The sequence below is a fragment of the Treponema sp. OMZ 798 genome, from assembly GCF_024181385.1.
Taxonomy (GTDB): Bacteria; Spirochaetota; Spirochaetia; order Treponematales; family Treponemataceae; genus Treponema_B.
In genome coordinates this window covers 1,379,093-1,393,927 of sequence record NZ_CP051305.1, presented here as the reverse complement: position 1 = coordinate 1,393,927, position 14,835 = coordinate 1,379,093, and the positions used below count along the sequence as shown (strand labels likewise).

The 14,835-nt window shown below is 38.9% G+C and carries 13 protein-coding genes; 5 read left to right on the top strand and 8 right to left on the bottom strand.

Annotated features, from left to right (window positions below):
• Position 1: 1 nt before the first annotated feature.
• The 4 genes from uvrB to E4O07_RS06530 are packed head-to-tail and all read right to left on the bottom strand — an operon-like array spanning position 2 to position 7,274.
• The gene (gene uvrB, locus E4O07_RS06545) at positions 2–1,990 is read right to left on the bottom strand and encodes an excinuclease ABC subunit UvrB (protein WP_253688065.1); all 1,989 of its coding nucleotides are present in this window, start codon (positions 1,988–1,990) and stop codon (positions 2–4) included.
• The gene (locus tag E4O07_RS06540) at positions 1,987–3,486 is read right to left on the bottom strand and encodes an NAD(P)H-hydrate dehydratase (RefSeq protein WP_253688064.1); all 1,500 of its coding nucleotides are present in this window, start codon (positions 3,484–3,486) and stop codon (positions 1,987–1,989) included. The genes uvrB and E4O07_RS06540 overlap by 4 nt, the downstream gene beginning before the upstream one ends.
• Before the next feature lie 13 nt (positions 3,487–3,499).
• Complete coding sequence (locus E4O07_RS06535) at positions 3,500–5,371, bottom strand: ribonuclease catalytic domain-containing protein (protein WP_253688063.1); 1,872 nt, start codon at positions 5,369–5,371, stop codon at positions 3,500–3,502.
• A 31-nt stretch (positions 5,372–5,402) separates the two neighbouring features.
• The gene (locus E4O07_RS06530) at positions 5,403–7,274 is read right to left on the bottom strand and encodes a hypothetical protein (RefSeq protein ID WP_253688062.1); all 1,872 of its coding nucleotides are present in this window, start codon (positions 7,272–7,274) and stop codon (positions 5,403–5,405) included.
• Between the two features lie 282 nt (positions 7,275–7,556).
• Between E4O07_RS06530 and E4O07_RS06525 the strand changes: the two genes are divergently transcribed.
• From E4O07_RS06525 to coaD, 3 genes are read left to right on the top strand one after another with little or no spacing between them, the layout of a single operon-like run.
• Positions 7,557–7,769: a DUF2281 domain-containing protein gene (locus E4O07_RS06525; RefSeq protein WP_253688061.1), complete on the top strand. Its 213-nt coding sequence runs from the start codon at positions 7,557–7,559 to the stop codon at positions 7,767–7,769.
• Positions 7,769–8,158 carry a type II toxin-antitoxin system VapC family toxin gene (locus E4O07_RS06520; protein WP_253688060.1) on the top strand — a complete coding sequence of 130 codons (390 nt, stop codon included), beginning with the start codon at positions 7,769–7,771 and terminating at the stop codon, positions 8,156–8,158. Before E4O07_RS06525 ends, E4O07_RS06520 begins: the two co-directional genes overlap by 1 nt.
• A gap of 49 nt (positions 8,159–8,207) precedes the next feature.
• On the top strand, positions 8,208–8,690 hold the full coding sequence (gene coaD, locus E4O07_RS06515) for a pantetheine-phosphate adenylyltransferase (RefSeq protein ID WP_253688059.1): 483 nt from the start codon (positions 8,208–8,210) through the stop codon (positions 8,688–8,690).
• A 30-nt stretch (positions 8,691–8,720) separates the two neighbouring features.
• On the opposite strand, the gene E4O07_RS06510 is transcribed toward coaD, so the two are convergent.
• Genes E4O07_RS06510 through E4O07_RS06500 form a run of 3 tightly spaced genes read right to left on the bottom strand, consistent with a single transcriptional unit; the run spans position 8,721 to position 10,605 of the window.
• Positions 8,721–9,380: a YoaK family protein gene (locus E4O07_RS06510; RefSeq protein WP_253688058.1), complete on the bottom strand. Its 660-nt coding sequence runs from the start codon at positions 9,378–9,380 to the stop codon at positions 8,721–8,723.
• Positions 9,381–9,432: 52 nt separating this feature from the next.
• The gene (locus E4O07_RS06505) at positions 9,433–9,984 is read right to left on the bottom strand and encodes a hypothetical protein (protein ID WP_253688057.1); all 552 of its coding nucleotides are present in this window, start codon (positions 9,982–9,984) and stop codon (positions 9,433–9,435) included.
• Between the two features lie 3 nt (positions 9,985–9,987).
• Positions 9,988–10,605 (bottom strand): V-type ATP synthase subunit E, encoded by a 618-nt coding sequence (locus E4O07_RS06500; protein ID WP_253688056.1) that lies wholly within the window; start codon positions 10,603–10,605, stop codon positions 9,988–9,990.
• Positions 10,606–10,749: 144 nt separating this feature from the next.
• On the opposite strand from E4O07_RS06500, the gene E4O07_RS06495 reads away from it, so the two are divergent.
• Positions 10,750–11,103: an ArsR/SmtB family transcription factor gene (locus E4O07_RS06495; RefSeq protein WP_253688055.1), complete on the top strand. Its 354-nt coding sequence runs from the start codon at positions 10,750–10,752 to the stop codon at positions 11,101–11,103.
• Between the two features lie 2 nt (positions 11,104–11,105).
• Complete coding sequence (locus tag E4O07_RS06490) at positions 11,106–13,475, top strand: heavy metal translocating P-type ATPase (protein WP_253688054.1); 2,370 nt, start codon at positions 11,106–11,108, stop codon at positions 13,473–13,475.
• A gap of 81 nt (positions 13,476–13,556) precedes the next feature.
• Here E4O07_RS06490 and E4O07_RS06485 read toward each other — a convergent pair whose 3' ends face one another.
• A complete protein-coding gene (locus E4O07_RS06485) occupies positions 13,557–14,807 on the bottom strand; it encodes a DUF4026 domain-containing protein (RefSeq protein ID WP_253688053.1) in 1,251 nt (416 codons plus the stop codon).
• Positions 14,808–14,835 lie beyond the last annotated feature (28 nt).

Genomic DNA, 14,835 nt, shown 5'->3' with positions numbered 1-14,835 from the left:
CCTAGCTTCCTATTCTTCTTACTTCTTCTATCTTATCTCTTATAACGGCAGCCTCTTCAAACATGAGCATGTCGGCGTATTCTGCCATTTGGGCTTCGAGTTTTTTGATAAGTTTTTTTCTGTCGGCAGGGTTTAAAATATTTAGACTGCTGATAAGGGGGCCGGCTTCTGCAAGGGCTGCTTCTTTTTTGATTTCGTTTTCTCTGGTTAAAATATCTTCGATGGCTTTCTTTATTGTCTTTGGTGTTATACCGTGTTCCTTGTTATAGGCTTCCTGAATTGAGCGGCGGCGGTTTGTTTCTTCAATTGTTTCTTTCATCGCATCGCTTATTCTGTCGGCATACATAACAACCTTGCCGTTTTCGTTTCGGGCGGCCCGTCCTACAATCTGAATAAGACTCGTAGTGGAGCGCAAAAAACCTATCTTATCCGCATCGAGAATTCCTATAAAAGAAACTTCGGGTAGGTCGATACCCTCTCTTAAAAGGTTGATTCCTATAAGCACATCGAATTCCCCTGCACGCAGTCCCTTTAAGATTTCGACCCTCTCTATTGTTTCAACCTCGCTGTGAATATATTTTACCTTTAAGGCAAGGCCGGTTAAATAATCGGTGAGGTCTTCAGCCATTTTTTTTGTGAGGGTCAAAATCAAGCTCCTTTCTTTTTTTGCAATGCGCTTCATAACCTCATCATAGATATGTTCCATCTGTCCTTCGCTTTTATGAATTTCGATGATAGGATCCAAAAGGCCTGTGGGGCGTATTACTTGTTCGACAATGCGTGTAGAATATTTTATTTCTTTTGGGCCAGGCGTTGCGGAAACAAAGACTGCCTGATTGAGCATCTTTTCAAACTCGCCGATTTTTAAAGGCCGGTTATCTAAGGCGCAGGGAAGACGGAAGCCGAAGTCGACAAGGTTTTGTTTTCTGCTCCGGTCTCCCTCATACATGGCTCCTACCTGCGGAAAGGTAACATGGCTTTCATCCATGAACAATAAAAAGTCCTCGGGAAAATAATGAAAGAGGGTTGCGGGAGGCTCTCCGGGTTTTCGGTTTGCTATAGGAGCCGAGTAGTTTTCGATGCCGGGGCAATAGCCCATCTCCGAAAGCATTTCTATATCGTACTCGGTTCTGGTTTTTAATCTTTCAGCTTCCAGGAGCTTTCCTTCTTTGTGTAAAACGTTCAGCCTTTCTTCCAATTCTTTTTTTATTCTTTCAAGGGCATTGGGAATGGCATCTTCGGGCATTACAAAGTGCTTTGCAGGATAAATGGAAAGCTCCTCATATTCTTGAAGCACCTCTCCGGAAATCGGATTAAATTTTCTTATGCGTACGATTTCTTCCCAATCGAATTCGACCCTGTAGGCATCTTCCATGTAGGCAGGAAAAATTTCCATAACGTCGCCTTTTACGCGGAAGCGGCCTCGCTCGAGGACTGCATCGTTTCTTTCGTACTGCAAACTTATAAGCTGTTTTTTTAATTTTTCGATTTCGGTGTTCACGCCCTTTTCTATGGTTATGCGTAAATCCCTCCACGATTCGGGAAGGCCTAAACCGTAAATACATGAAACTGTAGAAACGACTATAACGTCCTTTCTTTCCATAAGGCTGAAAGTTGCCGAAAGACGGAGGCGGTCAATCTCGTCGTTTATTGAAGCGTCCTTTTCTATATAAAGGTCGCGGGCAGGAACATAGGCTTCCGGCTGATAGTAGTCGTAATAAGAGACAAAGTATTCGACGGCATTTTCCGGGAAAAAGGTTTTAAATTCTCTGTACAGCTGGGCTGCTAAGGTTTTGTTGTGGCTTATGATGAGGGTCGGTTTTTGCACGGCTTGAATTATATTTGCCATTGTAAAAGTTTTCCCCGAGCCCGTAACTCCTTTAAGGGTTTGAAATTTATCGCCTGCAATTATCCCTTCTGAAAGAGCCTTGATGGCTTTTCCCTGATCTCCTGAAGGGTTATAATCCGAAATAAGTTTAAACTGTTTCATTTTATTTTACCTGATCCGATTATTTTGTTTTCTTCTAATTGCTCACCTTCCAATTTTTCCAAATTTTTGATGAGCTTGCTTGCCGTTAAGCTGTAGCTTGCTTTTGTATTTTGAGAAGCAAGGCTGTGGGCGAGGCTTCCTGTAATTGCGGCATCGAGGGGTCTGTACCCTTGGGCTAAGAGGGAACATATAAGACCTGTGAGCACATCGCCCGAGCCCGCCTTTGAAAGAGCCGGAGAACCCAGCGTGTTGATAAATATTTTTCCGTTATGAGCGATTAAGGTATTAGCCCCCTTTAATACGAGGACAAGTTTAGGGAATTTTTTTGAAAAAGTTAAGGCTAAGGGAAAGCGTTTTTTTTGTATTTCTTCAATGCTTAAATTTCCAAGATTTGCGATATTTAAAAGTGAGGAAAATTCTTTTGGGTGAGGAGTTAAAACTGCCGAGCTTAGTTTCGGTAAAATTTCTTTTAATTCGTTATAATAAAAAACATCTGCATCAAGAACCATTGGAATAGATTGTGATTCTTTTATTTTTAGAACGGAAAAAAGCTCATCGCTTTTTCTTCCAAGGCCTTGACCTATGGCAAGGCTTGTAAATTTATTTATGCCTGATTTGCAGACTTCAAATTTGCCGTCATACATAAAATCTGCTTTTAGGTTTTTAGGACTTTCCGGATTTTCCCCTATCAATGTTACAAGGCCTGAGCCGAACTCCAAGGCAGCAGAGGCAGCCAAAAGAGAGGCTCCGCTTTTTTCTCCCATAATTATTCCTGCATGCCCAAAAGTTCCCTTATGGGTGTTTTGTTTTTTCCTTGAAGGGAGCTTTAAGTCTTCTTTTTCGAGTAAAAAAACATCGGATCTTTGTTTTTGCTCGTAGGAGGAGCGGGGGAGGCCAAGGTCTATCACCTCTATTTTTCCCGTAATATCCTTTGCCTCATCGGAGTAAAAGGCTTCCTTTAAGGCTCCCATCGAAAAGGTCATGTTACATACAACAGCATCGGGACTTGCTTCTCCATCAAGGTTTAAGCCGCTCGGTATATCGCAGGCAATCTTAAAAGCCTTGACCTTATTTAGCTTTTCTATTGTTTTTTTATCCTCTTCTTTTAAAAATCCTTTTAAGCCCGTTCCTAAAAATGCATCAAAAAGAAGATCAGATTCGGGCAGGATATTTTTTGCTGTTTTGATATTCAAGGCTTTTAATCTTTCGTATTGCAGCTTACACAGTTCCGACTTAGGTTCTTTTAAAAGTACGACATGAAGATTAAAATCATCGGCCAAGATTCTTGCAAGGGCTAAACCGTCCCCGCCGTTGTCGCCTGAACCGCAAAGAATCTGTAAAGTTTTTTTTGCTTCTCCTTTTTTTAGGGGAAAAAGATTTTTAATTTTTTCTGCGGAACCGCGGGCGGCATTTTCCATTAAGATTCCGTTTTTTAAATTAAAATCTTCTTCGGCTCTTTTATCCAGTTCTCTTAAAGAATAAAAAACATTTTGCATAGGTCTTGTCCTTTTACACTTGCACAAATCTTACAGTCAGATTCGGAATATCTATATCCTCCGCTTTTACATTTATGCGCTCGTTAATCGATAATTCTTTTTTTAATCTCATCTCGGTTTCGTAGCCGATAGAAGGAATTGAAATGCGGGCCGTGTTTTTTATTGTTTCGAGGATTACGGCTTCTCCCTGCCAGTCAGGATTTTGTAAAAGATAGATCAAGGTCCAGTGTTGGCGGGATGCTCTTTCGGCATAGGAACAATTTCTGCCTGCAATGTCTCCTGCCGCTATACGCATAAGAAGGTCATCGGTTTTCATCACCTCTTTTCCGTCGATAAATTTTAAAAGCTGTTGGTGTGCGACCAAGTCGCCGTAGCGGCGGAGGGGGCTCGTAATTTGGCTGTACATTGCAATTCCGAGAGCCGAGTGCATTGCAGGAATTGTACCTACATTTCTCGGCCGCATCGCCTTTCTTTTTCGGTATTCGCCTGCAAGCCCATCGGGAAGTTTTTTAGGAAGTTCGGGAGCTTCCTGACTTACAAATTGAAAGGGAATATTGTTTTTAAAGGCAAAGCGGGCAGCTGCCTCTCCTGCAAGGAGCATCATTTCCTTTATCATCAAAAAAGATTCGGTAAAATTATAGGGGTTTATAAAAACCTTTTGAGTTTCATTTTCGGTTTCTACCTTTATTTGAACTTCGGGCATATCGATCGAAACTGCTCCGGCCGTTTCCCGTTTTTTTCTGTTTTTTTCCGCTATTTCAAAAAGAGGCTTTAGGCTTGCACTCGTCTTTTCTTCATCAGCCTTTTCAAAACTTATACAGCTCACCCTTATCTTGGTACGCAAAATATCTACGTCGAGAATTTCCGCTGCCTCGTTTAATTTTAGTTTAAACGACAGGGCATAGGAATCGGGGTGGAGACCGAGGGCAAAGGCATCTACTGCCGATTCTCCCAACATTCGGGACACTCCTTCAGGAATGTAGAGGGTGGCTCCCCGTTTTCTTGCATCCATATCGCTTTTGGAATCGGGGGTAATTATGTCGGCCGGGTTCGCAATATGAATCCATAAGTGTTCTCCGTCAAAGCAGACGGCATCGTCGGGATCGGTGCTGCCCTCGTTGTCGATTGCATAGGCTGTAAGATGTGTGAGGTCTTCGTATTTTTCGTTATGCTCGATAGGAGGCAGGTCCAGCTTTGGAGAATTTAAAGGATGCTTAAAGCGGGTGGGGTAAGGATTTTTTTCGATCTTCCAATAGCCTGTCCGGATTAAAATCTTATGAGCCGATTCCGGAGTTTCTTTTAAGTGAGCTTCATTTAAGAGCTTTGACTTGTCGGTTTTTTCCAAGGCGAGGGCTTCTATTTCCTGCAAAAAGTGAGAATATTTTTTTAAGTCGAAAGTTTCTCCCTTTTTTTCCTTTATAAATTTGGATAGATCGTTTATAAAGTCTTTTCTTTCTTGCTCTTCCGCTTGTTTTTCGGTTTCTTTTTTTATTGCGGCAGCGGCGATTGCCTCGGCTTCTTCCTTTGTTCTTATCTTAATCGGAAGGTCAGGGCTTTCTGCAATAAAAAGAGGAGAGGCCGATACCAAAAGCCACGCCGCCCACATCTGTTCGGGTTTTAAATCTTCCCAAACCAGTTCGGCTATCTCCGAAAAGAGGGCAGAGCCTTCTTCAAAAAACTCGGCTGCTTCCGTAAAATCCGGAGCCTGGCAGGCTGCTGTTAAAACGGTTTTTAAGGATGCGGAATTATTCGTGGTTAAAAGAGAAAAATCTTTTTCGCGTACCTTTTTGATTCCTGCTTCCGTTTCTATTTCAAATTTACCGTCGGTCTGTCCTTTTATTAGTGCCGGACGGTTTTTATATAAGACGATTGCATTTGTATTCATTTTTATTCCTTACAATAAACTATGGCAAATATTATGATTCAAGTTTTGTGATAAAAATCTGTCTTATAAAACCGTTTAAATAGAAAACCTGAATTTTATTTGCTTTATAAAAATAGTTTTCCAAATCTCCTGACATATAAAGAGAGGGGCCGAAAAAACTTTCAAAAGATTTTCTGCTTTCACCTATTCTTAAGTCATTCGGTAACGACAAATTAGAGCCTGCAAAAATTGAAATTTTTTCTATATTGTTGTTTGTTGCAGTCGAAATCGAAACTTCGGCATTTAAAAAATCATAATACCATTTTTCGGAAAAATAATTGTATTTTATTCCTGAAGGTTTTCCCCAATATTCGATTAAATCATCTGTGGTGTCTTCAAGCTTAATTTTTTTTAAAATTATGGGGCTGTATTTTTCCATAGAGAAAATTAAATTCCGTAATTGTGCCCTCGCCTTTAGTGCCTTATTTGTTTCTCCCAATCCGTAAAGAACTCTTGCATAATTAAACATTATAAGCCTTTGATCTATCATGCTTCCTGTAATTAAAAATAGAGAATTCATGTTTTTACTTGAATTATTTTTTATCATTGACTCTAAAATTATTTTTGATTTTGTATAGTCTTTTTGCGAAAGGTATAAAAGAGAAGCATAATTTGCCGATGCAACAAGGCTTCCTGTTCCGCTTTCGCTCAAATATGCTTTTTCGGCAAGAGACAGTGCATAAGTTTTATCTTTTGAATGAGTGGAATAAAAAATAAGAACTGCATAAGCCGATTCCATTCCCGACTCTTGAATGGAATTAAGATAACTATTATAAGCTCTGACCGCTTCATCATAATCGTTTATATTTCCGGGAATATCCGGCTCCTCTTCTTTTTTTTGGTCTATCAAAAGGATTTTAGGATCGAAATTTAGAATTTCATAGTTTTTATCTACAACTTTAGAATTTTGTGCAGCTGCAGGGTAAGCCGTCAAAAGTGTTTTTTGTATAATACTCGATTCCCATTTTTTATGCGTTATTATGGCTGCCAATCTTTTAAAATATATATTGTTGGGAAAGGCTGTTCTTAAGGCTGAAACTCTTTGTTTTGCATCTTCAATTGCGTTTTCATTATCATTTCGAATAGCATCTAGTATGTAGTAAATTTCGTCTGCAATGGCTTCGGCCTCATCCTTGTGTTTAAGTAAATTACTTATCCGCTGTTGCGGTAAAAAGTTATCGGTAAAAAAAGTTTCAAATCTTTTTGCGTAATTGGGATCTGTTTGAATTCTTTTTAGTTCTTCAAGATGGTTATAAAAAATGTTTGAATCGTAACCTGCAAGTTTTAAAAGAATTAAGGCGAAATTGTCGGCCGCTAAGTTATAGCTTTTTAAAAGTTCCTTGTTTTTATCTTCGCCTCTTCTGGCATCCGAAAAATAAACTAATTTATTGTCAAGGGCAAAAGATGCCGCTGCATGGGCTAAAAAGGCGGAAAGCATTTTTTCTCTTTCAATGTTTAAGTTTTTTATTCTTCTTGGCGAGGCAACCAAATTTTCTGCAATTTTTGCTTCAATATAGTCCAATAAGCCTGTACTTACCAGGATAGTTCCGTCAGGGTAAATTTTACATTTGATTATCTGACTTTCTTCGATAATGAGGCGCATCCTTCCTCGGTAAAGCTCATTATTCCTTATGAGCATAAAAAGAGAGGCATTGAGCACCTCCTGCCAAACACCTAAATTTTCTGCAGATATTTCGTTTAGTGAGGCTGCTGCGATTTCGTTTCTATAAAAATCCATGGCATCGGATCTTATTTCTTTAATTGATTTGTCATTTTCTTGGGCAAAAACCGGGGCGTTGCCTTGAGAAAATATTAAAATGAGAATAAAACAACAAAGTTTTTGTATAAATTTTCTTTTCATCATTTGCATATAATAGCACAATATAGGATTTTTAGCAAGATTTTGGGACACCTCTATAAAAGGTTTTCTTCCGATATGCTTTACCGGTTAAAATATATTCTCACTTATTTTTAGCTGGTCTTTTAATTTTTCATAAAATTCAATGTAAAATAAGAGCTTATCTTTCCATATTTTTCTGCTGATTTTGTTCCCAATTTCATATTTAACACAAGGAAAAATTCAATAACGATATCTGGAAAATTTTATGAATTTATTATATAATTAGGAGTATATGGGAGGTAATATATGCCTTATACAGTTTTAGAAAAAGAAATTGCAACGCTTCCTCATGCCGCAATAAGTGAGGTTGTTGATTTTATCCGTTTGATAAAATTGAAATTTCCTGAAGAAAATGCAGTTTCTGAAAAAAAATCTCTTTTTGGCGTTTGGAAAAATGAACCTTTTTATATGTCTCCGGATTTTGATGAGCCCCTCGAAGATTTTTCGGAGTATATGTAATGAAGTATTTACTCGATACCCATACAGTTCTTTGGTATTTATTTGGAGATGCCCGATTGCCGAAAAGTGCTAAAGATAGAATTGAATCTAATGTTTGTTTTTACAGTTATGCTTCGTTTTGGGAGATTTCAATAAAACAAAGTAAAAAGAAATTGGAATTTACTCGTACTGTATATGAAATAGATGACATGTGCAGACGTGCCGGATTTATAAAACTTCCTATTACTCTTGATGATTTCAATAGAATTCGAAATCTTCCTTTTCAAGAAAATATAAGACATAATGACCTGTTTGATAGAATTTTAATCGCACAAGCAATTGAAAATGATTTAACAATAGTAACTGCTGACGAAAATATTCCTTTATATGATGTAAAAACTGTTTGGTAAAAGATATAACCTGTTGATTAAAGCCCCCATAATATGTTAGAGTAGACTAATGGTAAAAGCTGTTTTTGCAGGGTCCTTTGATCCGCCCACCTTCGGGCATTTAAATGTAATTGAAAGAGCTCAAAAGATATTCACCGAGGTGCATGTAGTAATCGCCGTAAATAACAACAAAAACTATTTGTTTTCGGGCGAAGAGCGTAAAAATATGATGGAAGAACTTACCCAAAAATGGGATAATGTTTTTGTAAATACTTGGAATTCGCTGATAGTAAACTATGCCGAAAAAATTGGGGCAAATGTTTTAATCCGCGGAGTGCGGAATGTTTCCGATTTTTCCTACGAATTCGATCTTGCCGTGATGAATAAGGGTTTAAATCAAAAGATAGAAACCGTTTTTATGGTTCCCGATACAAAGTACTTTGTACTGCGTTCAAGCTCCATAAAGGAATTGGCAGCTTTCAAGGGAAATCTTTCCGGGATGGTTCCTCCCATAGTCGAAAAGGCCTTAAAGGAAAAAATAGATAGAATATAATACCGTAAGAGCCAATGGGATTAAAATGGTTTAAGATGCTTTCCCTTTTTTCCTCATCACAAAATAGTAAAGGCCTGCAATAAAATAAAGCCCGGCTGCGATTAGAAAAAACGAGTCGGTTTTGATAAGGCTTGCTATAATTCCTCCGCTTAAGAAAAAAAGAATGTTAAGGCTGTAAAATAAAAAAAACCGGAATTTGTCTTTTTTGCCTCGGAGGCACATAGCCAATGCAAAGGCTGCATCTGTGAGGTAGCCCGTTATGTGGGTGGTTCTTACAAGGATGTCTCCATAAAAGATAAACATGGCATTTTGAACTCCGGCAGCAAAGCTTAGGGCTGATGTTTTAAGGTTTTTGGGCACTTGGGTTTTGAACAAGGCCAAGCTTAAAAAAATTAAGGCAAGACTCATCAATAAGATGCCGTATCTTTTTTTTAATGCAAATTTTCTTTCGTGGAACAAGAGGCCCGACAAAAAAGCTCCTGCAAAAAAGGCAAGAATAATGAAAATAAGGGCTAAAGCTTCTTCAATGTTTTTATTTCCGATTGAAAGGGCGAGATGACTCACGTTTCCCGTATGATGGCTTACAGGCAAAGAAAAGCTTAGAAGAGCCCCCACATTTATAAAACCCGATAAGAGGGTTAAAAAGGCTATCCATATTTTAAATCTCAAGTCTTTTAAGCGGCCGGGCATAATCAACCTATCGGCGTATAATCCGGTCTATTTTTTAGGCCCGGATATACGCTTATTTTTCTTCATCAAGAATGGTATTGTATATTGAAGAATACTCTTCCTTACCCTTTACTGCCTCGAATTTGGAAGCTCTTTCCCTCAAAAGGAGTTTAATGGCATAGGAAAACACGCCGTCAGATGAGAAGTTGTCTGCACCTCTTACCGTATCGGCTGCCTGAAACCTTGCATTATCCAAAAAGGTTTCGGCTTCAAGAGGGTTTTGTATTGCCGCTGCCGTTCTTGCAATTTGTACCGGTGTAAAAGCTGAAGAAAGCAAGATCCTCTCATCATAGGAAATAGGAACTTCCCATTTTAGTTTTGCCGAGCGTACCTGCTCAAGGGCTATTCTAAGGGAGCGTTCAAACTCATACCACTTATCCAAATAGGCTGAGCCTGTACAGGTGTCTTCCCTAGGCGGTTCAAGGGACAAATTTTCCAAAATTTGAGCATCCTTTTTTGAAAGAGAGTGCAAGGCAAGTTCTTTAAAAGCCTTAAAGCTCATAGGAGGCTGGAGATTAGGAAATATTGAAGGCAGTTGGGCCGTCAAATAATAATAAGTTGCCACCTTTTAAAGCTCCTTTGCCGCATTCTTTAAAATTTCAGCTGTTTTTGGGCTTAGGTATGACGAGAACAAATCTGCAACAGCTTCTGCCGAAAAGTCATAATAAGCGGCTCCATCCTTAGTACCTATTTTAAATCCGCCTGCGGTCTTGCTGTCGGCTTTAAGTTCAAGACCCTTAGCAATGTGCTCTTTTAAGGCTGCACCTAAAGAGGATTCAAGTTCTTTAAGATCCTTGTCTGAAAGAATTACGGATAAGTCTTCCGTATTGTCAGCCTTTACCCAGCCCTTGACTGCTTCGGGAATTAAGTTTTTAAGAACAGATGAGTCATAATTTTTGGATGTTTCAGCCTTGATAATGGCATTAAGTTCATTTAAAAGACCCTGTCGAAACGAAATAAGAGTATTTCGGCTGGCTTGATCTATTGAAGATTCTGCAGCTTTTTGGAATCTGAGAGCTTCAGCTTCTGCCTTTTTTACGCTTTCTTGTGCTTCTGCCTCTGCTTTTTCGATAATACTTTTTGCTTTTTCCTCTGCTGCTCTGATAATTTCAGCTGCTTTTTCATCTGCAGCAGCAACTCCGTCTTTTTTTATCTTATCAACAAGCTCTTGCAATTGAACTTCCATATATTTCTCCTTAACAAAGTTATGCTTTCAACATTGTAACAGAAAAAGTAATTCTTAGCAAGATAGGACTTGACAATTTTTTTAAATTTATTATAATGATAGATGAACATATGAACATTTGTTCATATGAATAGATGAGGTAATATGATAGAAGATGATGAAATAGGTGTTTCTGATGAAGAAACGGTATCTCATGCGAGGGCTAAGATGCCTGATGAGCAAACTATGAGCGATTTAAGCGATTTTTTTAAAAACTTCGGCGATTCCACAAGGATTAAGATAGTTTCCGCTCTTATTTCGGGGGAACTTTGTGTGGCAGACCTTGCAGAGGTTTTGGAAATGTCCGCTTCGGCTGTTTCTCATCAGCTTAGAATTTTAAGGCAGGCTAAAATAGTAAAAAGCCGCCGTAACGGAAAACAGGTTTATTACACAATAGACGATAACCACGTCGGAATCCTCTATTCCGTCGGCTTGGAACATATAAGGGAGGGTAGATAATTATGGATTATAAAAAAGAAAACGAACACAATCATGATGAACATTGTTCTTATAGACATGAGCACAATGCAAAAGATTACAGTATGCGTGGGCATGAGCACCACGAGCACGGCCGTCATGGGTACTGCAATGATGACCATCACGAGAATGAACACCACAGCCACGATGAGCATCATAATAACTGCGGTTGTTCTCACGATCATCACTCACATGATCATCACGAACACAATCACAATGAACACGGACATAGTCACGATGAGCATTGTGCCTGTCAACATGATCATCACGAGCATGAACACCACAGTCACAATGAGCACTGTGGTTGCGGGCATGAGCACAATGCAAAAGATTACGGTATGCGCGGGCATGACCATCACGGACACGACCATCACGATCATTCAGGCTGCGGCTGTGAGCATCATCACGGCTCTTCAAAAGAGATGATAGTTCAATTCGGTATTTCAGCCCTTTTGTTTGCATCAGGTATTTTTACCCGTGTTCTTTTTCCGGAAGCCGGAATAAAAATTCAAAATTTCTATCTTGCCTTTTCGATTCTTTTATTTGCAGCGGCTTGGCTTACTGCAGGTTACAAGGTATTACTGACCTCGGTAAAAAATATTTTAAAGGGGCAGGTTTTTGACGAAAACTTTTTAATGACGGTTGCCACCATAGGCGCCTTTATTTTAGGCGATTGGACCGAGGGTGCCGCCGTTATGCTCTTTTACAATTTGGGTGAGGTGGTACAGCACTCTGCTGTCGAAAAATCGAGGCGGTCAATTGTCGACCTCATGGATCTCCGCCCCGACTTTGCCCGTATTTATAAACCGGGTGAAGAAGAAAAACTTGTAGATCCTTCAAAAGTAGAGGTTGGTTCCCTTGTGCTTGTAAAAGCCGGAGAAAAAATTCCCTTGGACGGAATCATCTATGAAGGAAGCGCCGAGCTTGATACTTCTTCTATGACCGGTGAAAGTCTTCCGCGTACTGCAGAAAAAGGCAGCCGGGTCCTTGCAGGCTTTGTAAACTTAACAGGAGTTATAACGGTAAAGACAACCGCTTCTTTAGAAAATACAGCCGCCTCAAAGATGCTTGAACTCATTGAGTCTGCACAAAACAGAAAGGCTAGGGTAGAGCGCTTTATTACCTCCTTTGCAAAGGTTTACACTCCGATAGTTACAATAGGAGCTGTTCTCCTTTCTGTTTTACCGCCCATAGTAAATGCTCTTATTTTTTCTATTCCTTTAGCAGGTTGGGAAAGCTTTGCGCCTTGGGTTTCGCGCGGTCTTGTATTTTTGGTTATTTCTTGTCCCTGTGCCTTTGTAATTTCCGTTCCTCTAGGCTATTTCGGCGGAATAGGAGGAGCTGCAAAGAAAGGTGTTTTGATTAAGGGGGCGGACTATATTGATGCTCTTTCAAAGGCTGATAGTGTAGTCTTCGATAAAACGGGAACCCTCACTAAGGGTGTTTTAAAGGTCTTAGCTCTAATGCCTGCAGATAAAGTAGAAAAGGATGAGCTTTTAAAATTAGCCGCCCTTGCGGAATTTAATTCTCATCACCCGATAGCTAAGGCTGTGCAGGATTGTGCTCTTGTTAATTTGCCTGAAGAAGAAACAAAGACTTTTGCGAATGCAGAACTTATTGATTATTACGAAAAAGCCGGAAAGGGTATTTCGGTAAATTACAGGGGCAAGAATCTTTTAGCCGGCAAAAACTCTTTTATAAGCGAATCTATAGGAAGCGACATTTCTTTATACGGAGACGAAATAGGAGGAACCCAAGTCTATGTTGCCTATGACGGCCGATACATGGGCTGCCTCATCCTAACCGATACTCTTAAAAACGAATCAAAAGAAGCCGTCTCAGACTTAAACAAGCTGGGACTTTCAAGAATAGAAATACTCACAGGTGATAACGAAAAGGCGGCTAAAAAAATTGCAGAAGATTTAGGTATAAAAAACTACACCTCAATGCTTTTACCCCATGAAAAAGTATCACGGTTTGAGGAAATTTCGGATGAGGTTAAGGCTAAGAATAAAAAAGCCTCTGTCGTCTTTGTCGGGGACGGTATAAACGATGCTCCGGTTCTGGCCCGTGCCGATGTCGGTATAGCTATGGGCGGCATAGGCAGCGATGCCGCTATTGAGGCGGCTGATGTTGTTCTTATGAATGATAATCCCCGTCTTGTTGCAGCTGCCGTAAAACAGGCGAGGTTTACCCGAAAAATCGTTTGGCAAAACATAGCCTTAGCCTTCGGTATAAAAATAGGTTTCTTAACCTTGGGTGCCTTAGGTCTTACTAATCTTTGGGCCGCTGTCTTTGCAGATGTCGGAGTTGCTCTTTTGGCTGTATTTAATTCTCTAAGAGCAAAAAGATAAGTTTATTTAAAAAAGTGTAAAAAGATTCCGGCTCGGTTTTATATTTAAATTTCCGAGCCGGTTTATTTTTATAAAAGATTATCATAAACGGTATACATCATCAGGGGTTATCATTTCTGTTCCTGTATAAATAATCCAATCGCTCATATATTCTATATTGTATTTTGTTATAGTATCTTTCTTTATCCCTTTTACATAATAGGCATCTTGAATAGATTTTACGGTAAGCTCTGTATCGGAAATTTTTTGAAGTTCAAACCAAATATATTCTATTTCATTTTCCGCAGAGTAAAATTCCTTATCCACAGGAATGGATATTTTTACAAGAACGGATGATGCTTTGTTTTTAAAATGTGATTTTACAAATGCGAAACGCTCTTCAGCTAAAATCTTTTTCCTTTGCATTTCTATATCCGAAATAAAATAAATGGGATTTTCAAGTTTTTTCTTTTCAAAAACGCTTATATGACGGTAATTTTTTTCCTTGTATTCGGCTATTGAAGTAAATACAAAGACGGCAAGATGACTGTCATCCGTATGTTTATTATCGGGAGAAAGAGCCTCCGGAATTCCGATATTGTTTTTTTGATAGTAATTTAATGCGTCATTATAAGTAATAATAGAACAGATAATGGGCGTGTGATCTTCCAATATACCTATGTATGCACAATTTTTATCGGCTCCTCCTAGTAAGTTTAAGGCTAAATTTTGAAGTAAGAGGGAGTGCTCTATACAAAAATCTGGCTTGGAATCTAAAATATCAAGTTCATTTAAACCATATCTGGATAATCCGTGAGTATGAAGCCAAATAAAATCTCCCTTTTTATCGGGTACGGCATGGATAGAAAAAATGTATAGGGGACAAGGTGTGACGGAAGATTTTGCTGCTTGTTCAACCCATTTTCCTGAAAGAACATTTATAGAATCGGAATCATAAACTGCAAGAAGGTTTTTATTTAAAATTTCCGCTATAATTTTTATTTGAAGGTGATAAGAATTAAGAGGTGTACCATTGCAGAGCAGTTCAGTCAAAACAGCAGTCTTTGTGTCCCTTATATGTTCTTTTTCTTTTTCCGTAAAAATATGACTGTACATAAAATCTTTTAAATTTTCCGATGAAAACTCGGTAATGCTTATTGAAAGACTATATTCATTTTCTTTATAAAAAATTTTAATATGCAGTTTGTTTTTTGTTTTTTCAAAATCTAAAATTTTAAAACTATTATTATGCTGCAGCTTATTTTTAATTAAATCGATTTCCTCCGGTCCTTGTTCGGTTTGAAAAGGGGTACAGGGGATGGCATACATACACGATACTTTTCTATTTTCCATCTTTTTCCTCCTAAAAGATCACCCCACC